At 71.0% G+C, this 25,815-nt stretch carries 22 protein-coding genes; 10 read left to right on the top strand and 12 right to left on the bottom strand.

What is annotated here, in order from left to right:
* Positions 1-2 precede the first annotated feature (2 nt).
* On the bottom strand, positions 3-1,340 hold the full coding sequence (locus tag ACFQU3_RS17670) for an SLC13 family permease (RefSeq protein ID WP_385912134.1): 1,338 nt from the start codon (positions 1,338-1,340) through the stop codon (positions 3-5).
* 119 nt (positions 1,341-1,459) lie between these two features.
* Between ACFQU3_RS17670 and ACFQU3_RS17665 the strand changes: the two genes are divergently transcribed.
* Both ACFQU3_RS17665 and ACFQU3_RS17660 read left to right on the top strand, forming a co-directional pair.
* Positions 1,460-2,158: a FadR/GntR family transcriptional regulator gene (locus ACFQU3_RS17665; RefSeq protein ID WP_385912132.1), complete on the top strand. Its 699-nt coding sequence runs from the start codon at positions 1,460-1,462 to the stop codon at positions 2,156-2,158.
* A complete protein-coding gene (locus tag ACFQU3_RS17660) occupies positions 2,155-2,916 on the top strand; it encodes a sulfite exporter TauE/SafE family protein (RefSeq protein WP_385912130.1) in 762 nt (253 codons plus the stop codon). The genes ACFQU3_RS17665 and ACFQU3_RS17660 overlap by 4 nt, the downstream gene beginning before the upstream one ends.
* 46 nt (positions 2,917-2,962) lie before the next feature.
* On the opposite strand, the gene ACFQU3_RS17655 is transcribed toward ACFQU3_RS17660, so the two are convergent.
* Positions 2,963-4,171, bottom strand: a complete 1,209-nt coding sequence (locus ACFQU3_RS17655; protein ID WP_385912128.1) for an MFS transporter — start codon at positions 4,169-4,171, stop codon at positions 2,963-2,965.
* Between the two features lie 102 nt (positions 4,172-4,273).
* On the opposite strand from ACFQU3_RS17655, the gene ACFQU3_RS17650 reads away from it, so the two are divergent.
* Positions 4,274-4,867 carry a TetR/AcrR family transcriptional regulator gene (locus tag ACFQU3_RS17650; protein WP_385912126.1) on the top strand — a complete coding sequence of 198 codons (594 nt, stop codon included), beginning with the start codon at positions 4,274-4,276 and terminating at the stop codon, positions 4,865-4,867.
* Between the two features lie 12 nt (positions 4,868-4,879).
* On the opposite strand, the gene bluB is transcribed toward ACFQU3_RS17650, so the two are convergent.
* Both bluB and ACFQU3_RS17640 read right to left on the bottom strand, forming a co-directional pair.
* Positions 4,880-6,547: a 5,6-dimethylbenzimidazole synthase gene (bluB, locus tag ACFQU3_RS17645; protein WP_385912124.1), complete on the bottom strand. Its 1,668-nt coding sequence runs from the start codon at positions 6,545-6,547 to the stop codon at positions 4,880-4,882.
* A 34-nt stretch (positions 6,548-6,581) separates the two neighbouring features.
* Positions 6,582-7,094, bottom strand: a complete 513-nt coding sequence (locus ACFQU3_RS17640; protein WP_385912122.1) for a MarR family winged helix-turn-helix transcriptional regulator — start codon at positions 7,092-7,094, stop codon at positions 6,582-6,584.
* Positions 7,095-7,237: 143 nt separating this feature from the next.
* Here ACFQU3_RS17640 and ACFQU3_RS17635 point away from each other — a divergent pair, with 143 nt between their 5' ends.
* Positions 7,238-8,527 (top strand): MFS transporter, encoded by a 1,290-nt coding sequence (locus ACFQU3_RS17635; RefSeq protein WP_385912120.1) that lies wholly within the window; start codon positions 7,238-7,240, stop codon positions 8,525-8,527.
* 33 nt (positions 8,528-8,560) lie between these two features.
* Here the strand turns inward: ACFQU3_RS17635 and ACFQU3_RS17630 are convergent, their stop codons facing one another.
* The 7 genes from ACFQU3_RS17630 to ACFQU3_RS17600 all read right to left on the bottom strand — a co-directional run bounded on the left by ACFQU3_RS17630 (position 8,561) and on the right by ACFQU3_RS17600 (position 14,675).
* Complete coding sequence (locus ACFQU3_RS17630; protein WP_385912118.1) at positions 8,561-9,139, bottom strand: hypothetical protein; 579 nt, start codon at positions 9,137-9,139, stop codon at positions 8,561-8,563.
* Position 9,140: 1 nt separating this feature from the next.
* On the bottom strand, positions 9,141-9,983 hold the full coding sequence (locus ACFQU3_RS17625; protein WP_385912116.1) for a hypothetical protein: 843 nt from the start codon (positions 9,981-9,983) through the stop codon (positions 9,141-9,143).
* A 69-nt stretch (positions 9,984-10,052) separates the two neighbouring features.
* Positions 10,053-10,769, bottom strand: coding sequence for a DUF2589 domain-containing protein (locus tag ACFQU3_RS17620; RefSeq protein WP_385912114.1), 717 nt, complete (start codon positions 10,767-10,769; stop codon positions 10,053-10,055).
* Positions 10,770-10,901: 132 nt separating this feature from the next.
* The gene (locus ACFQU3_RS17615; RefSeq protein WP_385912112.1) at positions 10,902-11,588 is read right to left on the bottom strand and encodes a DedA family protein; all 687 of its coding nucleotides are present in this window, start codon (positions 11,586-11,588) and stop codon (positions 10,902-10,904) included.
* Between the two features lie 74 nt (positions 11,589-11,662).
* On the bottom strand, positions 11,663-12,415 hold the full coding sequence (locus tag ACFQU3_RS17610; RefSeq protein ID WP_385912110.1) for a DUF5995 family protein: 753 nt from the start codon (positions 12,413-12,415) through the stop codon (positions 11,663-11,665).
* A gap of 18 nt (positions 12,416-12,433) precedes the next feature.
* The gene (locus ACFQU3_RS17605) at positions 12,434-13,579 is read right to left on the bottom strand and encodes a pyridoxal phosphate-dependent aminotransferase (RefSeq protein ID WP_385912731.1); all 1,146 of its coding nucleotides are present in this window, start codon (positions 13,577-13,579) and stop codon (positions 12,434-12,436) included.
* A 67-nt stretch (positions 13,580-13,646) separates the two neighbouring features.
* Positions 13,647-14,675 (bottom strand): LacI family DNA-binding transcriptional regulator, encoded by a 1,029-nt coding sequence (locus ACFQU3_RS17600; RefSeq protein ID WP_385912108.1) that lies wholly within the window; start codon positions 14,673-14,675, stop codon positions 13,647-13,649.
* Between the two features lie 172 nt (positions 14,676-14,847).
* Between ACFQU3_RS17600 and ACFQU3_RS17595 the strand changes: the two genes are divergently transcribed.
* The 5 genes from ACFQU3_RS17595 to ACFQU3_RS17575 are packed head-to-tail and all read left to right on the top strand — an operon-like array spanning position 14,848 to position 21,998.
* On the top strand, positions 14,848-16,167 hold the full coding sequence (locus ACFQU3_RS17595) for an ABC transporter substrate-binding protein (RefSeq protein WP_385912106.1): 1,320 nt from the start codon (positions 14,848-14,850) through the stop codon (positions 16,165-16,167).
* Between the two features lie 58 nt (positions 16,168-16,225).
* On the top strand, positions 16,226-17,182 hold the full coding sequence (locus ACFQU3_RS17590) for a carbohydrate ABC transporter permease (protein ID WP_385912104.1): 957 nt from the start codon (positions 16,226-16,228) through the stop codon (positions 17,180-17,182).
* A gap of 8 nt (positions 17,183-17,190) precedes the next feature.
* Entirely contained in the window at positions 17,191-18,114 is a 924-nt protein-coding gene (locus tag ACFQU3_RS17585; protein ID WP_385912102.1) for a carbohydrate ABC transporter permease, read from the top strand.
* A 60-nt stretch (positions 18,115-18,174) separates the two neighbouring features.
* Positions 18,175-20,541 carry an alpha-xylosidase gene (gene yicI / locus ACFQU3_RS17580; RefSeq protein ID WP_385912100.1) on the top strand — a complete coding sequence of 789 codons (2,367 nt, stop codon included), beginning with the start codon at positions 18,175-18,177 and terminating at the stop codon, positions 20,539-20,541.
* The gene (locus tag ACFQU3_RS17575) at positions 20,538-21,998 is read left to right on the top strand and encodes a GH1 family beta-glucosidase (RefSeq protein WP_385912098.1); all 1,461 of its coding nucleotides are present in this window, start codon (positions 20,538-20,540) and stop codon (positions 21,996-21,998) included. The genes yicI and ACFQU3_RS17575 overlap by 4 nt, the downstream gene beginning before the upstream one ends.
* A gap of 80 nt (positions 21,999-22,078) precedes the next feature.
* On the opposite strand, the gene ACFQU3_RS17570 is transcribed toward ACFQU3_RS17575, so the two are convergent.
* Entirely contained in the window at positions 22,079-25,099 is a 3,021-nt protein-coding gene (locus ACFQU3_RS17570; RefSeq protein ID WP_385912096.1) for a glycoside hydrolase family 3 C-terminal domain-containing protein, read from the bottom strand.
* A 151-nt stretch (positions 25,100-25,250) separates the two neighbouring features.
* Between ACFQU3_RS17570 and ACFQU3_RS17565 the strand changes: the two genes are divergently transcribed.
* Entirely contained in the window at positions 25,251-25,784 is a 534-nt protein-coding gene (locus tag ACFQU3_RS17565; protein ID WP_385912094.1) for a phosphoribosyltransferase, read from the top strand.
* The last annotated feature ends 31 nt before the right edge of the window (positions 25,785-25,815 follow it).

Genomic DNA, 25,815 nt, shown 5'->3' with positions numbered 1-25,815 from the left:
CGTCACCATCCGGGAAGGATCAGGGCGGCCCACACGAGCAAGGGCCCGACGACGACCACGATGACGCTGTAGGTGAGGATCTGCTTGTAGTACCGCGGCTCGCTGATCGTGTCCGGCCGGTTGGCCAGCATGAGTGCGCCGTTCGTCGAGAACGGGCTGACGTCGACGATGGTCGAGCTGATGGCGAGTGCCGCGACGAAGGTCGCCGCTCCGATGCCGCCGTTGGCGATGAGCGGCACCGCGATCGGGATGATGACGGGCAGCAGGGCGGTCGATGACGCGAACGCCGAGACGACGCCTCCGACATAGCAGAGTACGAGGGCGCCGATGACCGCGGCACCGAGCGCCGCGGCCCAGTTGCCCACGAACTCAGGCGCCTTCGCCTCGGTCAGCACGGCGGCATACGTGCTCACGCCGGCGACGAGCAGGACGGTCGGCCACGCGACCTGCTTGACCGCGTCCTTGTGCTCGTTGGGCGAGAGCATCGCGAGGACCACGGCGGCGGTGATGGCGACGAAGCCGATGTTCTTGTCGAAGGCGAGGGCGATGACGGCGACGAGCGCGAAAGCCACGAGCGTCAGCACCTGGTCGCGCCTGACGCCGAGGGCCTGGGCGGTGCGCGTCGCGGTCATCGTGGCAGTGCCGGCGCCGGCGCCCGTGCCACCACCGGAACCGGAACCGCCGCCGTCACCCAGGTCGTCGGTCATCTCGTCGTCGAGGTCGTCGGCCCGCATGTGCATGAGGCGCCGGCCGCCGAGGACGAGGAAGAGGACGACGGCCATGAGGAGGTTGACCCCGAGGCTCGCGAGGAAGACCGTCATCTCGCTCGACGGGAGGTTGTTCTCCTCCATGACGGAGTTCGTGATGGTGCCGTAGATGCTGATCGGCGAGAAGCCGCCACCCTGCGCCCCGTGCACGACGAACATGCCCATGAGGAGCGGGTTGATCTTGTAGCGGCCGGCGAAGCCGAGCGCGATCGGGCCGATGATGGCGCAGGCCGCGGGGCTCGCCGCACCGATGGCGGTGAGCAGCGCGGTCACGAAGAACATGACCCACGGGATGAGAGCGACCCGTCCGCCGACCGCGCGGACGGCGGATCTGACGATGAGGTCGACGGTGCCGTTGTTCTTCGCGATGGCGAAGAGGTAGGTCACGCCGATGAGCGTGAGGACGAGGTCGCCGCTGACTCCCGCGAGGACCTCCTTCTCGCTGAGGTCGAGCGCGTAGACGCCCACGAGCCAGGCCGCCACGTAGGCGAGGGCTCCCATGTTGATCGGCAGCAGCGTGCCGATCACGAAGAGTGCGACGAGCGCGATGATGGAGACCCATTCCGGTCCCATTGGCTTCCTCCGTCGATCCCGGCCAGCACGCCTGGTTCCACGCCCTTGTGACGAGGCTCATGGCTGGCTCAGTGGCCTAGCCAATAGGTCAATGAGCCGGTTGTCAATAGAGTGATCCCATGTCGACATCGGGGTTGCCACGCCTCACGCGGACCCGCCTCTACGAGCAGGTCGCCGAGCAGATCACGTCGTGGATCGACCAGAACGGTCTCTCGGCCGGCGACCGGCTGCCTCCCGAGCGGGAGCTCGCGCAGCGTCTCGGGGTGAGCCGCGCGACGCTGAGCCAGGCCCTCGTCGCGCTCGAGGTCATCGGCGTCGTCACGGTCCGCCACGGAGACGGGACCGTCCTGGCCGACGACCCCGGGCCCCGCCGCATCGTCGAGGCGATCCGCGCGCACGCCCACCGGCTGCCCGAGATCATCGAGACCCGAGACGCGCTCGAGACGAAGATCGCCGCACTCGCCGCGGCCCGGCACACGGCCGACGACCTCGCCCGCATCGACGAGGCGCTCGACGAGATGCAGCGCGACGTCGAGGCCGGCGGGCGTGGTGTCGAGGGCGACGAGCGCTTCCACGGCGCCGTCACCGCGGCCGCCCACTCCCTGCTCCTCGCCCGCCTCATGGACGAGATCCGCGACCTCATCCGCGAGACGCGCATCGAGTCGCTCTCACAGCCCGGCCGTCCCGCGGACTCCCTCGTCCACCACCGCGCCATCGCGGACGCGATCCGCAGCGGTGACCCCGAGGCCGCGGCAGCCGCGATGCACGACCACGTCGTCATGGTGAGCGACGTCGCCGTGCTGCGAGACGGGTCGTGACCACCCTCGAGATGCTCGCCGTGCTCGGCGCAGGTCTCGCCGCCGGCATCCTCACCGCGACGGTCGGGGTCGCCTCCCTCATCAGCTTCCCGGTGCTGCTCGCCGTCGGCCTGCCGCCGGTCGTGGCCAACGCCTCCAACACCGTCGGCCTCGTGGCCGCCGGCGTCAGCGGGTCGTTCGGCTACCGCCGGGAGCTGCGCGAGCATCCCCGCATCACGTGGACCGTCGTCATCACGTGCGCGGTCGGCGCCATCGGTGGAGCGGCACTGCTGCTCGCCCTACCGTCCGAGGTCTTCGAGGCCGTCGTGCCCTGGCTCATCCTCTTCACCTGCCTGCTCGTCGGCGTACAGCCGTGGATCGCCCGCTGGCTCCGGTCGCGCGGCGGCCAGGACCTCGGCCCCCGCACCCGGATGGGCCCGGTCACGACGTTCTTCGCGCTGCTGACCGGCGTCTACGGCGGCTACTTCGGGGCCGGCTCCGGCGTCATGATGGTCGCCGTCCTCGGGCTCGGCCTCGACATCGACCTGCGGGTCGTCAATGCCCTCAAGACGCTCGCGATCTTCGCCGGCAACGTCGTCGCGGGCCGCATCTTCGTCGTCGTCGCCGACCTCGACTGGCGCGCCATCGCGCTCCTCGCGTCGGGTTCGGTGGTCGGCGGCTACGTCGGGGCGCGCCTCGGACGCCGGCTGCCGCCGACGCTCTTCCGCGTGCTCGTCGTCATCGCCGGCGTCGTCGCCGCGGTCCTGCTGCTGCGCTGACCCGAGGCCGTATGCCGGGAGGCGGGGACGCCGACGCCGACGCGGGTCAGGCAGTCGCCACCTGCGGAAAGGCCTCTCGCCGCGCGAGCAGCGCCTGGACCCCGATCCCGACGGCGGCCAGGACGATGACCGCAGCCACGTACGACTCGACGGTGGGGATGAGACCCCATCGGGGCGCGAGCTGCCCGGCGATGATGACCGGCACGCCGAACGAGAGGTAGGCGACGGTGTAGATACCGGAGAAGACGCCGGCACGCTCGTGCGGCTGGACCTGCGGTGCGATGAGACGAAGCTGACCACCGAACGTCCCGCCGAAGCCCGCGCCACCGAGCAGGGCGCCGAGCCAGACGAGGGGGAGCCACGTCGCCGTCACCCCGGCGAGGACGACGACCATCCCGAGCAGGAGCAGGCCGAGGCCGACGAGCGTGCTGCGGCGGGCGGCCTGCCGAGCGAACGCGAAGCCCGAGACGGCAGCGGCGAAGGGGCCGACGAAGGCCGTGAAGCCCACGACGAGACCGTCTTGCAGGCCGAAGTGGAGCCGGAGCAGGGCCGGCGACAGCCCGAGGAACAGCGCCGGGGACATCCAGCCCGCCACCTGGACCGGGATGCCCGCCAGGAACTCCCCACGGACCTGCGGCGGGAGGGTGATGCGCGGGCTCAGTGACCGCAGTGCTCCCGGGCGCCTCTCGGCCGTCTCGGCCGTGAAGGTCACGAGGACGATGGCGAGGACCATCACGACCGTGAGGGTCCCGAAGACGAGCGCGTTCGCGTCAGGGGCGAACTGCACGGCCGCGCCCGTCAGCAGGGCGCCGAGACCGAGGCCGCCTGCCACGGAAGCACCCGCGAGGCCGCCTGCGAGCTGCTTGAGGTGCGCGGGTGCGTGCTCGGCAATGGCCGCGCTGAACGCGCTGGTGCCGAGACCGGTGGCCAGTCCCTGGATCGTACGGGCGACGACCACCCACGTGATCGACGGCGCCACCAGGAAGACGACCATCGACGCGAGCTCGACATACAGCGCAGTGAGCAGGACCGGCCGTCGGCCGATGTGGTCGGAGACCGATCCCCCGACCAGGAGGGCTGCCAGCAGCCCGAGGGCGTAGGCCGAGAAGGCGAGGGTGAGGACGCCCGCCGAGAAGCCCCACTCCTGCTGACGCAGTGACAGCAGCGGTGTGGGCGCGCCAGCCGCGAAGAAGAACGCCGCGAAGACGACGGCGACCCCGGCGAACGCCGTCGAGGGTGGCATGGTGCGGGACACGGTGGCTCCTTGGACAGGGTGGTCTAACTGCGCTCTATTTAGACAGGTCGGTACAGTCCTGTCAAGCGCCATTTAGACAAACCTGTCTGATAGCCTGAGGACATGGCTGCGAAGCGTCCCAGCGCCCGTCAGCGGCTGCTCGAGGCCGCTGACCGGCTCTTCTACGCCGAAGGCGTGCACACCGTGGGAATCGACCGGCTCATCGACGAGGCGGGGGTGGCCAAGGGCTCGCTCTTCTACAACTTCTCCGGCAAGGAGGAGCTGATCGCCGCCTACCTGGCCGGGCGCGACGAGCAGCGACGGCAACGGATCGCGCGCCACCAGGAGGGACTCGACGATCCCGTGGAGCGACTGCTCGCGGTCTTCGACTCGCTCGAGGAAGCCGTCACCTCACCCACCTACAACGGGTGCCCCTTCGCGAACGCCAACGCCGAGGCGGCACCGGGCAGCGTGGAGCACCAGGCCCTGCGCACCTTCCGCGGCTGGCTGGCCCAGATGCTTCTCACCCTCGCCCAGGAGGCCGGGTTCACCGATCCGCACGACGTGGCGAAGCGTGTCCAGCTGCTCTACGACGGAGCGGTGGCCAGCGCCCAGCTCGACGCACGGCCCGACGCCGTGCGCCTCGCGAGAGACCTCGCCGCCGGCGTACTCCGGACATCCCCCCGCGACACGTCCCAGCTCACGAACGCCACGTGATGGCGACAGCCGTCAGGGGCGGGTACGCGCGACGGCCTTGCGGAGGACGAGGGCGTCCTTGACGAGCCCCGTCGCGAGGGCCGCGCCGACCCCCTCACCCGCGCGGATGCGCAGGTCCAGCAACGGTTCGAGACCGAGCTCTTGGAGCACGAGGACGTGGGCCTTCTCACGCGACCGCTGCCCGGCCACCAGGTGAGCGGCGACGGCCGGCTCCACGCGCACCGCGGCCAGGGCGCACACCGACGTCGCAAGCCCGTCGAGCACGACGACCCCACCGACCTCGGCCACACCCAGGACGACCCCCGTCAGCACGGCGAGCTCACCACCACCGAGCCGGCGCACGGCCTCGTGGGCGTCCAGGCGGCCGACGCGCGCGCGGGCCCGAGTCACGACGTCGCGCTTGCGCTCGATCATCGCGGCGTCGGCCGATGATCCGCGTCCGACGACGTCGTCCGCAGGGAGGTCGAGCAGCGCGGCCGCGAGCGCGGCGGCCACCGTCGTGTTGCCGACACCGACCTCGCCGAGGGCGACCGGACCGGTCCCGGCCAGCGCGCGACCGCGCTCTCGACCGCGACCCAGCAGGGCGGCATACGTCGGCTCGTCCAAGGCGTCAGAGGTGACGAGATCACCTCTGCTGCAGCCTATTCCGGCGTCGATGAGCTCGACCGCGAGGTCCGCGGCGCGAGCTGCGACGGCGCCCATCGACGTGCCCTCGCGGGTGGCGCGGGCGACGTCGGCGGTGACCGACGGGTCGAAGGCGGTGACGCCGTATGCCGTGACGGCGTGGTCGGCGGCCGCGACGACGAGGGTGCCCCGGCCCTCGACGGCGGGCAGCGCGGTGATCCGGTCGAGGACGGTGTCGAGGATCCCGAGCGATCCGGGCACAGTGAGCAGGTCGTCGGAGCGGTCGCGCGCGGCGACGACATCGGCGGGCTCAGGCGCCCGGAGGTGAGACGTCGGCGCATCGCGCTCGGTCCAGCGCTCGCGCATGACGACCTGCTCGAGCGGGAGGCGCTTCGACCAGCCGGCTCGTTCGAGGCCGGGCTCGGGCGGGCGCTCGTCGGGCCAGCCGAGGCAGAGCCAGCCGAGGGTCTCGACGCCGTCAGGCAGCCCGAGGAGGTGGGCGAGCTCGGCCGGCTCGAAGAGGGTGACCCAGCCGAGGCCGAGGCCGTGCGCACGCGCGGTCAGCCACATGTTCTCGATGGCGGCGGCACACGACCAGAGGTCCGCGTCGGGGAACGTGGCCCGGCCGAGCACACCGGCAGCCGGAGTGCGCCGGTCGCACGCGACGACGACCCCGACGGGAGCCTCCCGGATGCCTTCGAGCCGCAGGTCGAGCAGGCCACGGGCCGACTCGTCGCCCATGCCGGCAGCCTGACGCAGTCGGCTGCGGTCGGCCATCAGGGCCGCGGTGTCGCGGGTCGCGGCCTCCGTGACGACGATGAACCGCCACGGCTGGCTGTGCCCGACCGACGGGCCGCGGTGGCCTGCGGTGAGCACGGCGGTCAGCACGTCGTCGGGCACGGGGTCGGGCCGGAAGCGGCGGATGTCGCGGCGCGCACCGATGACCCGCTCGAGCGAGGCGAGGTCGTCGCGCAGGGCCCACGCGTCGGGCGCCTGGGCGCGCTCGGCGGCCGACGACGGGTCGCCGATCGTCGGGACGGGCCTGCGGTAGCTCACGGGCGAACTCTAACGAGCGGCTGGGATCGGCCGGTCACGCCTCGATGTCGTCGAGGCCTTCGATGACGATCTCGAGGAGTCGCGCGAGCTCGTGACGCTCCGCGGTGGACAGGCCGCGGAGCGTGTCGCTCTCGACGACGTTGGACTCGCGGACGGCGGCGCTGAAGAGGTTCCAGCCCTCCTTGGTCAGCGAGACGAGGATGCGGGTGCGGTTGGACTCGTCGGGGCGTCGCTGGAGCAGGCCCCGGGCGGCCATCTTGTCGAGCCGGTGCGTCATCGACGAGGGCGCGACGCTGGAGAGGTCGGCGAGCTGGCTCGGCGTCAGGCAGGTGTCGCCGGCGCGGGCGAGGGCCGCGAGCACCGACCACTCCCCCTGCGTGAGGTCGAGGTCGGCGAACTGGCGCACGTACCACTGGTCCAGCTTCTTCGTCACGGCGTAGACGGCGGTGATGACGCGCTGGACCGACTCCTCGCCGCCGGCCGCGACGTAGGTCGCGACGTCGGCCGCGTGCTCCTGCTGGGCGGTCTGTCGTCGCTTCGCTGCCATGGAAAGGCATTGTTCCACCCTCGGGCCACCTGCTAACCTTTCGACATCGAAGTTTGAAGACGAAATATTTGAGATCGAAGCAGCGTTGACCGGCAGTCCGCCTCAACAGGCACAACGTCCCGAAAAGAAAGGGTGTGAAACCCGTGCGCACCAAGCTCCTCGTCCTCGCCTCCTCCATCGGCATGCTCGGATGGGGCACCGTGCTGCCCTACCAGTACGCGTACGCGGCGAACACCCGCGGCTGGGGCGCCCTCGCGGCGGCCCTGGCCAGCACGCTCTTCTCCGTCGGCGCGCTCGTCGCCGCTCCGTTCGCCGGACGACTCAGCGACCGCTTCAACCCGGTCACCGTCGCGGTTCTCGCCAAGCTGCTCGCCGCCGTGGGTGTCGGCAGCCTGGTCTGGGCGGAGTCCGCCGGGTCGTTCCTCGTCGGCATGTTCGTCTTCGGCTTCGGCCTGACCGCCGCCGCGCCCGCCGCGTCGGTGCTCGTCCTGCGGTGGGCCGGCGGCGACGACCGACGCAGGGTCTTCGCCTACAAGTTCACGGGCGAGGCCATCGGCATGGCCGTGGGCGCCTTCGTCGCCGGCCAGCTCGTCGACCTGTCGCGGGCCGACGGCATGACGTTCGCCTTCGTCGCGGCAGGTGTCGGCTTCGCCCTGTCGGCCGCGATCATCCACGTCGCCGGCATCGGGGCGCCGGCCCAGGTGGCTCCCGACCTCGCGGCCGGTGACGCCGAGTCCCGACCGAGCACGCCCGAGGCGCTGCGCCGCATCTTCGCCGTGCCCGCCCTGCGCTGGACCGCGGTCGTGGCGGTGGCGCTCGCACTCGGCTTCTACGCGCAGTTCGAGTCGGGCCTGCCGGCATACGCCCTCACCGTCCTCGACGTGGACGAGTCCGCGATCGGTCTGGCCGCCGCCGTCAACTGTGTCGTCATCGTCGCCCTGCAGGTCGTCGTCGTGCGCCTGACCGCGCGGCGCAACGCCGCGAGCCTGCTCATGGTCGTGGGCGGCGTCTGGACCCTGTCGTGGGTCGTCCTGTCCGTCGCACAGCTGACGCCCGAGGTCGCGGCCGCGCTCTTCGTCACGACGTTCGGCATCTTCGCCGTCGGCGAGACGATGTACGCGCCCGTCCTCAACCCGCTCACGGCGAGCCTTGCCCCCGCCGGCCTGGTCGGCACGACCCTCGGCATGTTCACCGCCATCCAGACGACGTTCTCGGCCGTCGGTCCGCTCGTCGCAGGCGCCCTGCTCGGCCTGGGCCTCACGAACGGCTTCCTCGGCCTGCACGTCGTCATCAGCCTCGCCGCCGTCTACGGTGCCTGGCGACTACGGGCCGCCCTGCGCGCAAGCGCCGACGCGAGCGCCGCGGAGGCCGCGACGGCGACGGCAGTCCCCGAGGCAGGTGCGGCCCGGGCTGCCGCCCCGGTTGCTGCCTGAGCCCCGCGCGTCACCGTCGCGGCCGGAGTCCGGTCAGTCCCGGACGCCGGCCGCGACGACCAGCTCGGCGAGCAGCAGGGTGATGTCGGGCTGCGAGAGCCGCATGGCGAGCACTTGGGCGGCGCCTCGGCTCTCGGGGCGCATCAGGATCGCCCGCCACAGCTTCTCCAGCTCGTCCTGGGTCGGCGTCCCGAAGCCCGCCGGCATCAGGCCGTGGTCGAGCGCGAAGACGATGACGGGGCCGAGCTGTTCCTTGGCCTCGTCGAGCGTGGAACGGGCCGCGGCGTGGTCCGCTCGCAGCCGGTCGGCGGCGGAGAGCAGGACCCGGAGCGCGGTTGATCGCTCGAACTCGCGGCGCCTCGTCTCCACGCGCGCCCCGGTCGCCGCCTCGACACCGCGACGGGCTGCGACGAGCTCGGCACCCAAGGCCTTGACGGCGTTCTCCGCGTCGGAGGTGCCCATGGCGCCGTAGGCCTTGGCCACAGCGTCGAGGTGCTCGCCGACAGTCGTGGCGTAGCCGAGGTCGTTGCCGGCATACGCCGTCATGGCAGCCGTCGAGGACTCGAGAAGCTGCGCGTAGGTGGTCAGTCGGTCGTGAAGAAAGGGCTGCATGTCACTCGAACTCCACGACCGTCGACGTCGCGCCGGTCTCGTCGGTCACCGAGCGGAGGTAGAACGCCTCCTCGAGAAGCTCCGCCGAGACGGTGAAGACGCTCGAGTCGGTGCTGCCGTTCTTGACCACCTTGGTCTCGGGGTTGATGAGCAGGTTGTCGATCGTCGTCCGGTCGATGACGGTACGGGACCGCACCAGCTCGAGCACCTCCTGGCTCGTCTCGGCCAGGAGCTCCTGCCGGGCGTCGCCCGGCAGCGCCGACTCGGGCAGGGGCGTGGTGGGGATGGTGGGCACCGGTTCGTCGGCACCGACGTCGGCACCGACTGCGGCCCAGAAGATCCGGCTCCACATGACGGCCACGATGGTCTCGGGCCGCATGGGGTCAGGGTTGGCGAGCAGCTGCCGATGGAACTCGAGAGCGAGGGCCCGCACGTCCCCCAGGGCCGTGGCGGCCCGGTCGTGGGGCTCGAGCCGCGACGGCAGAAGGTCCGGGAGGTCGATCCGGCCCGGCATGACCGGACCGATCTTGCCTGGGAAGCCCGGGAGCGGCGGGCTGGCCAACCGCTCCCGGGCCTCGGCAGCACGCTGCTGCATGGTGGCGACGAAGTCGTCGGCGGACATGTCGAAGCGCAGGACCTGGCTGAACCTCGCCCCGGAGATGAGCACCGGGATGGTCAGCTCCATCTTCGGCACCTTGAAGCGCGGCACGGCGAAGTGGCGCATCACCTCGTCGGCGGCATACCGCTCGGCCACGGTCCGGGAGTAGTGGTCGGCCATCTCCCGGGCCCTGATCATCTCGAGCAGGATGTAGCCGGTGTAGTCGCCCAGGGTCACCTCGGCCACGGTTCGTCTCCTTCGTCTTGACGTTGTCTCGTCGTCGTTGTCTGGTCGTCGTTGCCTCGCCGGCCGTGGTCAGGCCGAGAGCATCCCGAGGACCTTCTCGAGGCCCGGGGGCATCTCGTCCTGCACCGCCTTGACGTTGACGTTGAGGGCGTACTCCTTCTTCACCTCGACGTTGGTTGCCGTCTTGCGCTGGTAGGACGCGGACACCTTGAAGCTCACCGGCCCCCAGCCGCCCTTGACCTCGGCGTCGACGCCGAGGGCGTCACTGGTGCTCGAGCTCTCGACCGAGTTGAGCTTGACGTTGAAGTCGACGACGACCTGCTCGATCCGCAGCGACGGGATCGGCAGCATCGCGAGGAGCGGGACCCGCAGCGCCACGTCCTTGGTGACCTCGGCGCCGGAGGAGTCGACGTCCTTGCGCTTGTGCGTGAAGTCGACCATGACGAGCTCGCGGCCGTCGCCCTCACCCGAGAAGCCGACCTTGTTGATGAAGTCGATGGTCGCGAGCGACGACGCGACCTGCGCGTCGACGGCCGCCTGGAGCGGGCCGCCGATCATCTTGCGGAAGTCGATGTTGTTCAGCTCCGACGTGAAGTTCGTCGTCGGCGCCGCGGGCCGCTCGCCGCCGAGCGCGCGCTCGGCGATCGCCTCGGTCGTCCGGGTCGCGAGCGCCGCGCCATCCTGCGCCGCGCCGTTCGCGTCGTTCGCGACGTCACGTCCAGCGGCGGTGCCACCTGTCGAGCGGCGCTTGGCGGCCTGCCCCGCGGTGGTCTTGGTCTCTGCCATCACAGTTCCTTTCGTGGACTCCCCGTGGGAGACATCAGCGCGACCACGGTGTGGGTCACGGCCCCTCAGAGCCGAGCCGACGGCCGGTGATACGTCACGAAGCGGTCGAATCGTGACGAAAGGTCGTTTCGCTCAGCGACGCGGGGTTCGCTCAGAGACCCCGGAGGACTCCAGCGTCGCTGAGCCGGGCGGCGGCACGTCCGGGACGGCACATGGCTGGGCCCGCATGCGACCGCGGACGCTCCGCAGGACGACCTCGATGAGCAGGCCGATGACGATGCCCCCGACGACTCCGACGGCCATCGCGAGCAGCGGCTGGTCGGCGAGCGCGGACCCGACGCCGACGCCCAGGCCCACCGACCAGAGGGCCCAGAGGGTCACCGCGACCGCGGACAGGCCGGCGAAGCGCAGATGAGGGTAGCCCGTGACGCCGGCGGCCAGGTTGACCGCAGCCCTGCCGGTGGGCACGTAGCGCGCCGACACGATGAAGGGCGCGCCGCGTTCGCGAAGCAGGAGCCCCGCCCGTTCGACGGCCCGACCCGTCCGGGGGTGGCGCGCGGCCAGACGCGCCGCGGGCATGCGCCGGCCGAGCTCGAAGACGAGCCGGTCGCCGAGCCAGGCCGCGGCGGCGGCCACGGCGAGCACGAGCCACGGGTTCGCACCGTGCCCGGCGGCCCCGACGGTGGCCAGCCCGATGACGACGGTCTCGCTGGGGACCGGCGGCAGCAGGGCGTCGAACATGCAGAACGCCGCGAGGAGCACGAGGGCCCAGGGGGATCCGGCGAGGGCGAGCAGCTGGTCGGTGAGGCTCTCGAGCATGCCTCCACGCTCGCCGACCCGGAAGGGCCGGGCCATGGGGTTCGTCCCCCACTGGACCCGGGCTCGACCCGCGCTCAACCCTGAGCCACCCCGACCGGGGTGAGGAGGAAGCGGCCCCCGAGCCCGACACTGCGGTCGAGCCGGTCGAGGAACTCCGTACGCAGTGGCTCGACCCCGTCGAGCTCCCAGAGGACGCGGGCGTTCGTCCACGCGGCCTCGCGCGCCCGGCCGATGCTCCACGAGGCGACGAGGTTCGACACGGGGGCTGCCCAGCGGTCGAGCTCGAGGTGGACGCCGTCGAAGAACGACCGCCGCACCTGCTCCTGGACCGACTCGAGGATGCCGGTGATGCGCCGGTAGTCGGCCTCGACCCCGGGTGCGTCGAGGTCCGTGCCGAGCTGGCGGCAGGCCCGCACGAGGGCGACGGGCAGGTCGTGGTTGATGTGGGCGTTCATGCCGGCGAGCGCGAACTGGATCGACAGGATCCCGGGCGTGCGGCGGGAGTCGAGCACTGGCGACCAGGCGTGCGCCGGCCGCGGTGCGGCGACCGCCTCGAGATAGAGGCCCGCGAAGACGACGTCGAGCCGGATCATGAACCGCGGGTCACTGAAGTGCCCCTCGACGACCCTGTCGCGCACGAGCTCGGTGACGCGGACGTACATCTCGTGGAAGGCGCGCACGCCGTCGCCGTCGGGCAGCGTGTCCCCGACGGCCCGCATCCGCTCGAGCAGCTCCTCGATCGATGCCGGTTGGCCGGCCGGCACCGGCTCCGTGCGGTCCCCGAGCCGCTGACGGACGACGGTCACGAGATCGGTGAACCACCCCATACCGGGGACCGTAGTCGTTCAGCGGTCGTGGAAGGCGACGACCCGCTCGATCGCCTCGCCGACGGCCGTGCTGCCCGCCGCGAAGCTGAGCCGAACCGAGCGCCCCCCGGCGCGGTCGTCGAAGTCCCCGCCCGGCGTGATCGCCACACCCGTCTGCTCGAGCAGAGTGCTCGCGTATGCCGCCGAGCTCCCCCAGCGCTCGAGCTGCGGCCCGAGGTCGGCCCAGTAGTAGAACGCGCCGTCCGGTGGCGCCGATTGGCCCCAGCCGAGCCGGGCGGCATTGTCCAGTAATAGTTCTCGAGTGCATGCGAACTCTGCAACGGCTTCGTCGCACTCGCGGTAGGACTCCTCGGCGAAGGCCGACACGGCGGCATACTGCGCGGGGGCCGGTGGGCACAGCGCGACGTTGCCGGCGAGCGCGTCGACGGTGCGGACGAGGTCCTCCGGCAGGAGCATCCAGCCGAGGCGCCAGCCGGTCATCCCCCAGTACTTGCTGAAGGACGAGATGACGACCGACGTGTCGTCGTGCTCCCAGGCGCAGACGCCGCGCGGGTCGGCCGCCCCGGGATCGGGATAGGTCACGCCGTGGTAGATCTCGTCACTGACGAGGCGCACGCCGTGGTCGGCGCACCAGCCGGTGATGGCGGCGAGCTCGGCGCGGTCGACCATGGTGCCCGTCGGGTTGGCGGGCGAGGCGACGATGAGGCCGGCGAGCGGTCCGTCGGCCTGGGCGGCGTCGAGCAGGGCCGGGGTCGGCTGGTAGCGGGTGTCGGGACCGCAGTCGATCTCGACGACCTCGCAGCCGAGCGACGAGAGGATGTTGCGGTAGGCGGGGTAGCCGGGTCTGGCCAGCGCGACCCGGTCGCCGGCCTCGAAGGCGGCGAGGAAGGCGAGGACGAAACCGCCGGAGGAACCGGTCGTGATCGCGACGCGCGCCGGGTCGACGTCGAGGCCGTACCAGCGGCGGTAGTGCGCGGCGAGCTCGGCGCGCAGCTCGCGGATGCCGAGAGCCGACGTGTACGTCAGCGCGCGGCCCGACGCGTGGATGCGCGCGGCCGCCTCCGACACGAGGCTCGGGGCACCGCCCGAGGGCTCGCCGGCGCAGAGGGACACGACGTCGCGCCCGTCGGCCCGCAGCACGGCCACCCGGTCGAGCACGTCCATGACCTGGAAGGGCGGCACCTGCGAGCGTCGTGACGGCTGGAGCGATCGGGGCACGGTGGTCACCGCGTCAGTCTCCCCCACCGGGTGCCTCGGCGCGGTGGGGCTTCGCGGCACTGCCGCGGACCTGCAGGTGCGGCGGGAGGAGCTCCTGGTCGCCGACCTGACCGGCCAGCTGGCCCATGGCCAGCTCGACCGCGCGACGGCCCACGTCCGCTGCGGGGATCGACACCGCGTCGAGGGGCACCGACTGCGCCTCGGCGATGTCGTCCGGGCACAGGGCGACGATCGACATGCGCTCCGGGACGTCGCGTCCGCGCGACCTCAGTGCCGTGAGCAGGGCCGGCAGCGCCGCCTCGTTGTGCACCACGAGGCCGGTGACCTCGGGCTCGTCACGCAGCAGCGCGTCGACCTGGGCCTCGACCTCGCGGTGCCCCGGGCTGAGGGCGTGGACCGAGGCACGCACCCCCGCCTCCGCGGCGCCGGCCTCGAACCCGTCCCGGAAACGCAGGGCGTAGCTCGTCCCCCGCTCGTAGACCGCGGGGGTGGGACCGAGCAGGGCGATGTCGCGGTGCCCGAGCTCCGCGAGCCGCTCGACGCACACCCTGGCAGCCGCGGCGAAGTCGAGGTCGACGCAGCTGAAGTCTCCGGGCGTCTCGGGCACCCCGATGAGCACGACGGGGAAGCCGGAGCCGCGCAGGCTCTCGAGCCGGGGCTCGTGGGCCTCGACGTCCATGACGATGAGCGCATCGGCCATGGAGCCCTGGACGATCCGGTCGAGCACCTCGGGGCCCTCGTCCTTGATCACGAGCAGCACGTCGTAGTCGCCGGCCCGGCACTCCAGGGCGATGGCTGCGACGAACTGCATGATCACGGGAACGTTGATGTCGGTGCGCAGCGGTGCAACGAGCGCCACGATCTTCGTGCTCGCGCTGGCGAGGGCCCGCGCCCCGGCGTTCGGCCGGTAGCCGAGACGGGCGATGCCAGCCTCGACGCGGGCCCGCGTCTCGGCCGAGATCGCGCGCTTGCCGCTCAGCACGTAGGAGACGGTGCTGGGTGCCACGCCGGCCTCCCGGGCGACGTCCGCGATGGTGGGCATGCGATCACCATAGGCGAGGGACTGCTCGCGCACGGCCACCTCCCTCCTCGTCGTCCACGGCCCCGGCGGCCCACACCGAAACAATTTGTATTCCCGCGAAACTATTGACGCGACTCCGTCGTCGATGGGACAGTCGAAGCGCTTCGACACTGTACCTGACCAAGGAGCGACAATGAGGTTTTCCTTTCACCGGGCAGCCCTGGCGGCTGCGGCCGCAGCGGCCCTGACCCTCGGTGCCTGCAGCGGCGGCGAGTCACCGGGGGCAGGTGCCACCGACGACACCGCGGCCACGACCCTGCGCCTGTGGCACTACGAGAGCGCGAACGGCGCGATGGGCGTGGCCTGGGACAAGGCCATCGAGATCTTCAAGAAGGAGCACCCCGGTGTGAAGGTCGAGTTCGAACGCAAGGCGTTCGAGCAGATCCAGCAGAACGCCGGCATGATCCTCAACTCCGAAGAGGGTCCCGACATCATGGAGTACAACAAGGGCAACGCCACCGCCGGCCTGCTCGCCTCACAGGGGCTGCTCACCGACCTGACGTCCGAGGCCCAGAAGCGCGGCTGGGACAAGAAGCTGAGCCCCAGCCTGCAGACGACGGCCAAGTACGACGAGAAGGGCGTCATGGGCGGCAACGTCTGGTACGGCGTCCCGAACTACGGCGAGTACGTGATGGTCTACTACAACAAGGACCTCTTCACGAAGAACGGCGTCAAGCTGCCGACGACCTTCGCCGAGCTCGAGTCGGCCCTGGCAGCCTTCAAGGCCAAGGGGACTGCCGGCCTCGGGATGTCGGGCGCCGAGTACCCCGCAGGTCAGCTCTACTACCAGCTGGCCCTCTCCAAGGCCGACCGCGCCTTCGTCGACAGCTACCAGCTCTACAAGGGAGCCGTCGACTTCCACGCCGACCCGCTGAAGTACGGCGCCGACACCTTCGACGCCTGGGTCAAGAAGGGCTACATCGCCAAGAACACGGCGAGCGCCAAGGCCGAGGACATGGGCACGGCCTTCATCGCCGGCAAGACACCGATGATCGTGTCGGGCAGCTGGTGGTTCGGCCGGTTCGCCGACGAGATCAAGGGCTTCGACTGGGGCACCATGCTCTTCCCCGGCAACAAGCTCGATGCCGGCTCCTCGGGCAACCTCTGGGTCGTGCCCGAGAACTCCAAGGCGAAGTCACTGGCCTACGACTTCATCGACATCACCCTCCGCCCGGAGGTCCAGGACCTCCTCGGCGAGAAGGGCGGCCTGCCCGTCGCCGGAGACCCCGCCAAGATCACCGACGAGCGCACGCGGAAGATGACCGAGGACTTCGCCACGCTGCTCGACCAGGACGGCCTCGCGTTCTACCCCGACTGGCCGGTCCCCGGCTACTACGACGTGCTCGTGGCGAAGCTGCAGGGGCTCATCAACCAGTCTGCGCAGCCGAGCGCCGTGCTCGACGCACTGGCCAAGCCGTACGTGGACGGCATCAAGGAGATCCAGGCCAAGTAGCCCGGATGCCGTCAACCGGGGTGGGGCGGACTGCCGCCCCACCCCGAACGGAGGAAACATGTCGAGCGCCACACTCAGCCGAACCGACGACGCGTCGGACCGGACCGGCCGGCTCCTCAGAAGGCGCCGCCGGCAGGCGTCCTACTGGACGTACTTCATCCCGGGGGCGGTCCTCTTCACGGCCGTCATCGGGATCCCCTTCTTCTACAACATCTACCTCTCGCTGACCCGCTGGTCGGGTGTCGGAAAGCCCCGTTTCGCCGGGTTCCACCAGTACGCAAGGCTTTTCGCCGACGACGTGTTCTGGATGTCGTTCCGCAACTCGCTGGCGATGATCGTCGCCATGGTCGTCGTACCGACGGTCATCGGCCTCGTGCTGGCCGCCGTCCTGTTCGACTACCTGGGCCGCCGCTTCGGAGCCGGCGTCGTGTCGGTGCTGCGCGCGACCTTCTACCTCCCGCAGATCCTGCCCGTCGTCGTCGCCGGCATCGTGTGGGGGTGGGTGCTGCGACCGGACGGGGCCGTCAACGGCCTCCTCGAGGCGGTCGGCCTCGGCTCCCTGGCCCAGGACTGGCTCGGCGACCCGGGCTTCGCCCTGCCGGCGGTCATGCTCGTGCTCGTGTGGGTGCAGATCGGCTACCCGGTCGTCATCTTCATGGCCGCGCTAGGTCGCGTCGATCCCGAGCTCTACGAGGCCGCCGAGCTCGACGGCGCCGGGTGGTGGGACCGGCTGCGGGCCATCACGATCCCCCAGATCCGCCCGGAGACCTACGTCGTCACGCTGACCTGCACGATCGCCGCGCTCAAGGTCTTCGCGCCGATCTTCGCACTGACCCGCGGCGGGCCGGAGAACAGCACGAACGTGCCCTCCTACTTCGCCTACAACACGTTCTTCAAGAAGCTCGACGTCGGCTACGGAGCCGCCATCGCCACGGTGCTCACGCTGATCATCGTGGTCGTCGCGGCGGTCTTCATGGCCCTGCAGGCTCGGGCTGAGCGAAGGGATGAGCGATGAGCGCCATCATGACCACCGCCACCACCCCCCAGGTCCCAGGGGCCGGGGCACCCGGGACCGACGGCACCGACGGGCCGTCCTCTGCGGCTCCCCGGTTCACCAGCCGGCTGCGCCGGGGGCCGGGCCGCTGGGTCGTCCTCGTCCTCATCACCCTGTGCGCGCTCGCCGTCATCGCGCCGTTCCTGCTCATGCTGCTCAACGCGTTCAAGTCGCCCTCCGACTACAGCAGCAACGGCCCGCTCAGCCTGCCGACGGAGATCTACACGAAGGGCCTGACGACGTACTGGGAGCAGGTGAACTACCCCCAGAAGCTGCTGAACTCGATCATCATCTCGAGCGCCGTGGCGGTCGCGGCCACCGTCGTGTCGCTGCTCAACGCCTTCGCGCTCGGCATCGGCCGGGTGAGGGGACGACTGTGGATCGTCGGGCTCTTCCTGCTCGCCAACATGCTGCCGCAGGAGGCCCTGGTCTACCCGCTCTACTTCTTCGCCAAGCAGGTCGGCCTCTACAACACCCAGCTGTCGGTGATCATCATCTTCACCGTCATCCAGAGCGCGTTCGGCACCTACCTGCTCGCCTCGGTCCTGGGCACCTTCCCGCGGTCGGTGCTCGAGGCCGCCGCCCTGGACGGCGCGAGCCGGTGGCAGACCCTCTGGCGCGTCGTCTTCCCGATCACGCGCCCGACGCTCACGGTGCTCGTCATCTTCTTCTTCATCTGGACGTGGAACGAGTTCTTCATCCCCCTGGTCATGCTCATCTCCAACAAGACCCAGACCGTGCCCGTCGCGCTCGCGACGCTGCAGGGCGACCGCATCATGGACGCCCCGACGACGAACGCCGGCGCTCTCATCTCCCTCATCCCCTGCGTCATCTTCTTCCTCATCTTCCAGCGCACCCTGACGCGCGGCATCATGGCCGGCGCCGAGAAGTGAGCGCCGACGTGAGCGCAGAAGAGACGCGCCCCGCACGACGAAAGCGAGCACGGAGCTCCCATGAAGTTCACTGACGGCTACTGGCAGTCCCGCCACGGCGTCACGCTGCTGCGGCCGGCCGAGGTCCGCGACCTCGAGGTCGGCGACGACGGCAGGACGTTGACGGCATACGCCCCCACGGCCCGGATCCACACGCGCGGCGACACGCTCAACCGCCCGCTGCTCACGGTCGAGTTCAGCTCCCCCATGCCCGACGTCATCCGGGTACGGCTGGCCCGGCACCTCGGAGCGGGACCGAGGCACCCGCAGTTCGCGGTCGACGGTGCGGCCGACGCACCGGTGTCCGTGACCGTCGACGACGACGGCGGGACCCTCACGGCCGGGGGCCTGCGCGTGCACGTCGCGAAGGGGCCGGGGTATGCGGTGAGCTTCCTCGCCGACGGGCGCCGCCTCACCGGGTCGATGCCGCGCGGCACCGGCGTCGCGCTCTTCGAGGACGACGACGTCTTCGCCGTCGACCAGCTGGCCCTCGGCGTCGGCGACCTCGTCTACGGGCTCGGCGAGCGCTTCGGTCCCCTCGTCAAGAACGGGCAGACCGTCGACATCTGGAACGCCGACGGCGGCACGAGCAGCGAGCAGGCCTACAAGAACGTGCCGTTCTACCTCACGAACGCCGGCTACGGCGTCTTCGTGCGGCATCCCGAGGAGGTGTCGTTCGAGGTCGGGTCCGAGGCGGTGTCGGCGACCCAGTTCTCCGTCGCCGGAGAGGAGCTCGAGTACTACGTCATCCACGGGCCCTCGCCGAAGGAGATCCTCGCGAGGTACACGGCGCTCACCGGTCGCGCGCCGCAGGTGCCGGCCTGGTCGTACGGCCTGTGGCTCTCGACGTCGTTCACGACGAGCTACGACGAGGCGACGGTCATGTCCTTCGTCGACGGCATGGCCGAGCGCGGCCTGCCCCTGTCGGTCTTCCACTTCGACTGCTTCTGGATGCGCGAGTTCCACTGGTGTGACTTCGTGTGGGACCCCGCCACGTTCCCCGACCCGGCGGGGATGCTCCGGCGGCTCAAGGCCAAGGGCCTGAGGGTGTGCGTGTGGATCAACCCCTACATCGCACAGCGGTCGCACCTGTTCGCCGAGGGGATGGAGAAGGGCTACCTCGTCCGCCGGGCGGACGGGAGCGTGTGGCAGTGGGACAAGTGGCAGGCCGGGATGGGGCTCGTCGACCTGACGAACCCAGCCGCCGTCGACTGGTTCACCGGTGAGCTGCACAAGCTGCTCGACATCGGCGTCGACGCGTTCAAGACCGACTTCGGCGAGCGGATCCCGACCGAGGTGGTCTGGCACGACGGCTCCGACCCGGAGCGGATGCACAACTACTACACGCAGCTCTACAACCGCGCGGTCTTCGACCTGCTCCGGCGCACCAAGGGCGAGGGGGAGGCAGTGCTCTTCGCCCGCTCGGCCACGGCGGGCGGCCAGCAGTTCCCCGTCCACTGGGGTGGTGACTGTGACTCGACGTTCCCGTCGATGGCTGAGTCGCTGCGTGGCGGGCTCTCGCTCGCCTACTCCGGGTTCGGCTACTGGTCCCACGACATCGGCGGCTTCGAGGGCACGCCGGACCCCGCGGTGTTCAAGCGGTGGCTCGCCTTCGGGCTGCTCTCGAGCCACAGCCGGCTGCACGGGTCGGACTCCTACCGCGTTCCGTGGGCCTTCGACGACGAGGCGGTCGAGGTGACGCGTCGCTTCACCCGGCTCAAGCTCGCCCTCATGCCGTACCTCACGAGGGTCGCGCGGGAGGTGACGACCGACGGCGTCGGGGTCATGCGGGCCCTGCTGCTCGAGTTCCCGGACGACCCCGCCGTGGCTCACCTCGACCGCCAGTACACCCTCGGCGACTCGCTCCTCGTCGCCCCCGTGCTCTCGCACGACGGCTCCGTCGACTACTACGTGCCCGCCGGACGCTGGACGGGCCTGCTCGACGGGCGCACCGTCACCGGTCCCGCGTGGGTGCGCGAGCAGCACGGCTTCGACTCGGTGCCGTTGCTGGTCCGTCCCGACACGGTGCTGCCGCTCGGCGCCTGCACCGACTCACCGGAGTACGCGTGGGCAGACGGCGTCACGCTGGCCCTCGTCGAGCTCGCGGACGGCATCCGTGAGGTGACCGTCCCTGGCTTCGCGGGCGACGCCGACACCCTGTTCACCGTGGAGCGCGGCAGCGAGGTCGTCACGGTGCGACGGGCCCTCGGCCCCGACCTCCCGGGCTCGTTCCGGGTTCTCGTCGTTGGCGCCGGCAGCGGGGCGACCGTGGTCGGGGGCCGGGCGATCCCGCACCCCGACCACCTGCCGTATGCCGTCGGCGGCCTCCTCGTCGAGGCGACGGACGACGTCGTCGAGATCGCCCTCGGCACGGGGTCTGCGTCATGACGACGCAGACCCGTGCCCCGTCCGCGACGGCCTCCCTCGCCCAGCGGTTCCCACCGGGCTTCCGCTGGGGCGCCGCGACGGCGGCCTACCAGATCGAGGGAGGCGTCGACGCTGACGGGCGCGGCGCCTCCATCTGGGACACGTTCAGCCACACGCCGGGTCGCACGCTGGGGGGCGACACCGGCGACGTGGCCGTCGACCACTTCCACCGCTGGAGGGAGGACGTCGAGCTCATGGCCGGCCTCGGCCTGGGCGCCTACCGCTTCTCGATCGCGTGGCCGCGGGTCCAGCCGACCGGACGTGGCCCCGCCAACGAGAAGGGGCTCGACTACTACTCGCGGCTCGTGGACACCTTGCTGGAGAAGGGGATACAGCCGATCCCGACGCTGTACCACTGGGACCTGCCGCAGGCCCTCGAGGATGCCGGCGGGTGGCCGGTGCGCGACACGGCCTACCGCTTCGCCGAGTACGCCGGCCTGGTCGCCGAGCGCCTCGGCGACCGGATCCCGCTCTGGCTGACGCTCAACGAGCCGTGGTGCTCGGCGTACCTCGGCTACGCCGCGGGCGTGCACGCACCCGGACGGACCGAACCCGCCTCAGCCCTCGCCGCCGTGCACCACCTCAACCTCGCGCACGGCCTCGGCGCGCGGGCGTTGCGGTCCGTGGCGGGTGACGACGTCGGGGTGGGCGCTGCCCTCAACTTCCACGTGCCGCGCCCGGTCGACCCGTCCAGCCCCGGCGACCTCGAGGCGGTGCGCAAGGTCGACGCCCTGGCGAACCGGGCCTTCCTCGGGCCGATGCTCGAGGGCCGCTACCCCGACGACCTCCTCGACGACGTCGCGGGCGTCAGCGACTTCGGGTTCGTCCACGACCGCGACCTCGAGCAGATCGCCGTGCCACTGACCGCCCTCGGCGTGAACTACTACGCGAGCTGCCTCGTCCGCCAGCACGTCGGCACCGGCCCGAAGGAGACGGCCGACGGCCACGGTGACGGCGCGAGCCCGTGGGTGGGAGCGGACGACGTCGAGTTCCCCGCGACGGCACCACCGCACACCGCCATGGGCTGGAACATCGACCCGGCCGGGCTGACCGAGCTGCTCACCGGCCTGGCCACGCGCTACCCCGGCCTGCCCCTGCTCATCACCGAGAACGGGGCGGCGTTCGCCGACCGGGTCGACGCGGACGGGCGCGTGCGGGACGCCGACCGGACGGCATACGTCCGACGACACCTTGGGGCGGTCGCCGACGCGATCGACGCCGGTGCCGACGTGCGCGGCTATCTCGTCTGGTCGCTGCTCGACAACTTCGAGTGGGCGTACGGCTACGAGCGGCGCTTCGGCATCGTGCACGTCGACTACGACACCCAGGCCCGGACCGTCAAGGACTCCGGCCGGTGGTATGCCGGCCTCCTCGCCTACCACGAGGCGGTCTCGCGAGCGCGTACTGAGCGCGACTGAGAGACCGCAGCCCCGACGACGAACGGCCCCGCCCACCTGCTGGTGGGCGGGGCCGTTCGCGTCGGTCCGTCGAGCTGGTGCTACCGGAGCGTGAAGGAGGAGATCCGCACCCCCTTGCCGAGGACGAGGTAGAGGTCTCCGTTGCCCGCGGGCGCGGTGACCGAGGCGGTGACGGGCCGGTACGAGTAGACGCTGCCGGTCGGTGCCACGGTGGCCCGTCCGACGACGGCACCGGTCGGGGAGCCGACGCGCAGCTCGACGGTCGCGGCGGCGGGTCCATCGAGCGCCGCCTGCGCCGTGAACGTCACCGCCCGCGCGCCGAGCCGGGCGTCGCGGTAGACGGCCCAGCCCCCGGCCTCGGGAGAGGCGACCGACGTGCCGGAGGTCTTGGACTCGTCGACGAGGCTGATGCCGGAGTAGTCGTCGAAGTTCACGGCCCTGGTCGGCGTGCTGAGGTCTCGCGGAGGCACGACCTCGCCCCGCACGTCCAGCGACGCCGTGGCGCGGATGTCCTCGGCGGACCGGCCGACGAAGAGGTCGTGCACCGAGCGCTCGACGACCCAGCGCCCGCGCGTCACGTCCCAGACCGCGAGGTCGGCGGCCTTGACCGTGATCGCCACCTGCCGGGACTCGCCGGCGGCGAGGCGGACCTTGGCGAAACCGAGCAGACGCCGGTCCGGCTGGGGGGTGCGAGAGGTTCGCTGGTGGTCGTAGAGCTGCACGACGTCCTCACCGGCGCGGGTGCCGGTGTTGCGCACGGTGACCCGGACGGCGACCGTGCCGTCGGGTGCCACCGACCCGGGTGTGGCCGTGACCGGGCCGTACGCGAAGTCGGTGTAGCTCAGGCCGTGCCCGAAGGGGTAGAGCGGCGTGCCCGCGTAGTACTGGTACGTGCGCTTGCTCTTGATGATGTCGTAGTCGTAGATGCTCGGCAGCGATGTGCCCGCGCGGTACCACGTCTGCGTCAGGTGCCCGGAGGGGTTGACGTCGCCGAAGAGGACGTCGGCGAGGGCGTTACCCGTCTCCTGGCCGGCGTGCGTCGTCCACACGATCGCGGGAACGGTCTGCTGCGCCCAGTCGATCGTCTCGGGGTAGGAGGTCTCGAGCACGAGCACTGTGTTGGGGTTGGCGGCGAGCACCGCCTCGACGAGGCGCCGCTGGGCTGCGGGCAGCTCCATGCTCGTGCGGTCACGGGCCTCGCGACCGTTGATGAACGGCATGCTCCCGACCACGAGGACGGCGGCGTCGCTGCTCGCAGCCGCGGCGGCCGCCTCCGCCACACCGCTGCGCAGCGTCTCCCGCGTGAAGTGGCTGGCCTCCGCCGCGGACTTCACGTCGGCACGGAGGATGCCGTCATCCCCGACGCGGACGTACGTGCCGCCGCCGTACCAGCTCTCACCCGTCTCGTAGCCCGCGTAGCGCAGGACGACGGACCCGTCGGGCTGGTTCTCGATGGCGAACTGCTGCTGCACGAACCACCCGTTCGGCTGCTTGTCCTTGGTGACGAAGGCGGACCAGTTGCTGCCTACGACGTTGCCCGTCGCGACGTTGCGCAGCGTGACGACGTCCTCGCCCCAGTCGAAGACGTCGAACTGTGCGGCTGGTCCGGCGGTGTCGGCCGACGCCGCGACCGTGTCGGTGTCGGTGGTGCCGCGCGAGGTCACGTACTTTCCGGTTGCTTTGTCGCGCAGTGCGATCCGGTCGACACCTTCGATGCTGCTGACAGAGCCGGATGTGCCCAGCCGCTTGGCGATGCCGTCGGCCGGGGTCACCGTGTAGGGCGCGTTGCCGCCGTACCAGTCGCTGTAGACCGTGTCGGCGAGCTGGCCGATCACCGCGACCTTCTTCTCCCGGGCGGCGTCGAGGGGCAGCGCGTCCTTGGAGTTCTTCAGCAGCACCATCGCCTCGGCCGCAGCCCGCCGAGCCAGCCGCTGGTGCTCCGGTGCGTTGACCTCGGAGGTCCCGAGGGCCCCGTACGGTCCACCGTCCGGGTCGAACTCGCCGAGCCGGAAACGGAGGGTGAGCGCGTGCGACGCCGCCGCATCGACGTCGGCCTCGGTCATGAGCCCCTTGGCCAGCGCCGCCTTGACCGCCGTGGTCATCGAGGTCGGGTCGGTGTTGTCCCCCACGTAGGCGTCGAGACCCGCCCGGAACATCGCGGCGTCGGCCTCGGCCTGAGTGCTGAAGTACTTCTGGGACCCGACGAGGTTGCCCGGCGCGAAGGCGTCACTGACGTTGAAGAGCGGCGTCTTCGAGACCGACCGGAGCTCGCCGACCAGGGGGTCCACCGTGGCCGGGCGGCCGTTCACGAGGTTGTAGGAGGCCATCACGCCCGTCGCAGCCCCGGCCTTGAGGGGTGCCTCGAACGCCTTGAGCTCGTACTCCTTCAGCACTCGTGGCGGCAGGTTCGACGACGAGGTGTCGCGCTGCGCCTCGTTGTTGTAGCCGATGAAGTGCTTGAGGGTCGGCGCGGCCTTGAGGTACGTCGGGTCGTCACCCTGGATCCCCGAGCCGTAGGCCGTCGCGATGGCACCGGTGAGCGTGGCGTCCTCGGAGTAGCCCTCCTCGTTGCGGCCCCACCGCGGGTCGCGCAGCAGGTTGACGACCGGCGCCCACAGGTTGAGGCCCCACACCTCGGGGTCCTTCGCGTGCATGCCGCGGGCCTCGTCACCGATGGCGGACCCGATCTGCTCGACCAGCCCCCGGTCCCAGGTGCTGGCGAGGCCGAGCGCCTGCGGGAACTGGGTGGCGGTCGCGGTCACGACGTTGCCGTTGTCGCGGTGGTTGTTCGACCAGGCGAGGCCGTGGAGCGCCTCCGTGCCCGCCTTGAAGATGCCGATCCCGAGCCGGGGCACGGGCTGCTGGTACTGGTGGAGCAGCCCGATGCGCTCGTCGAGCGTGAGCCGGGCCATCAGGTCCTTGACCCGCTCCCCGATCGGGAGCCTGGGGTCGCGGAAGGGAAGGTCCGCTGCGGCGACGACCGCACCGGTGGCGGCGTGCGGTGCGACCAGCGCCCCGGTCGCTGCGACGACGACCGCGGCCGCGAGGGCCGCCGTGCGCCGGGTCTGCCTCCGTCTGACCGATCGTGAGGGATGGACCACGCTGTCCTCCTGAAGAGTTGTCGAAGCGCTTCGATTCGAAGCGCTTCGACTCTGTCAGTGCGCGCCGTGCCGGTCAAGGGTCCAGACCACGGGTCGGGCAGCGACCCCGTCGCGTCTACCGGCCGTTCACCCCGGTGGCTAGCCTCTTCCCATGACGATCGCCTACCACGCAGATGCCTCGACGCTCGCGGACAAGGAGGTGCTGACGTGGGAGGGGTTCGGCGTCGCCGTTCGTGAGCTGGCGACCCTCGTGGCCGACTCGAGCTTCCGCCCCGACGTCCTGGTCGCGGTCGCCCGTGGCGGGCTCATCCCCGGTGGCGGCCTCTCGTACGCGTTGGGCGTGAAGCTCACCGACGCGATCAACGTCGAGTTCTACACCGACGTCGAGGAGACGCTGCCCGACCCGGTGCTCCTCGCGCCGCACCTCGACCTCGACAGCATCAGGGGCCGCCAGATCCTCGTCGTCGACGACGTCGCGGACTCGGGCCGCACGCTCGCCCTCGTGCTGGCGCTCCTCCAGGAGCACGGCGCGGAGTCCCGCAGTGCCGTGCTCTACAGCAAGCCGCGGTCGGGGGTCACGCCCGACTACGTGTGGCGTGAGACCGACAGGTGGATCGTCTTCCCGTGGTCGGCCGAGCCGCCCGTGTCGGGCTCGCAGGTCACCGCGACTCCAGAAGACTCCTGATCCGGGCGAGGTCGTTCGTCATGGCGCGGCG

The sequence above is a fragment of the Terrabacter sp. GCM10028922 genome (assembly GCF_042666095.1).
GTDB lineage: Bacteria > Actinomycetota > Actinomycetes > Actinomycetales > Dermatophilaceae > Terrabacter.
Note: the sequence above shows the minus strand (reverse complement) of the source record. Positions and strands in the feature narration are given on the sequence as shown.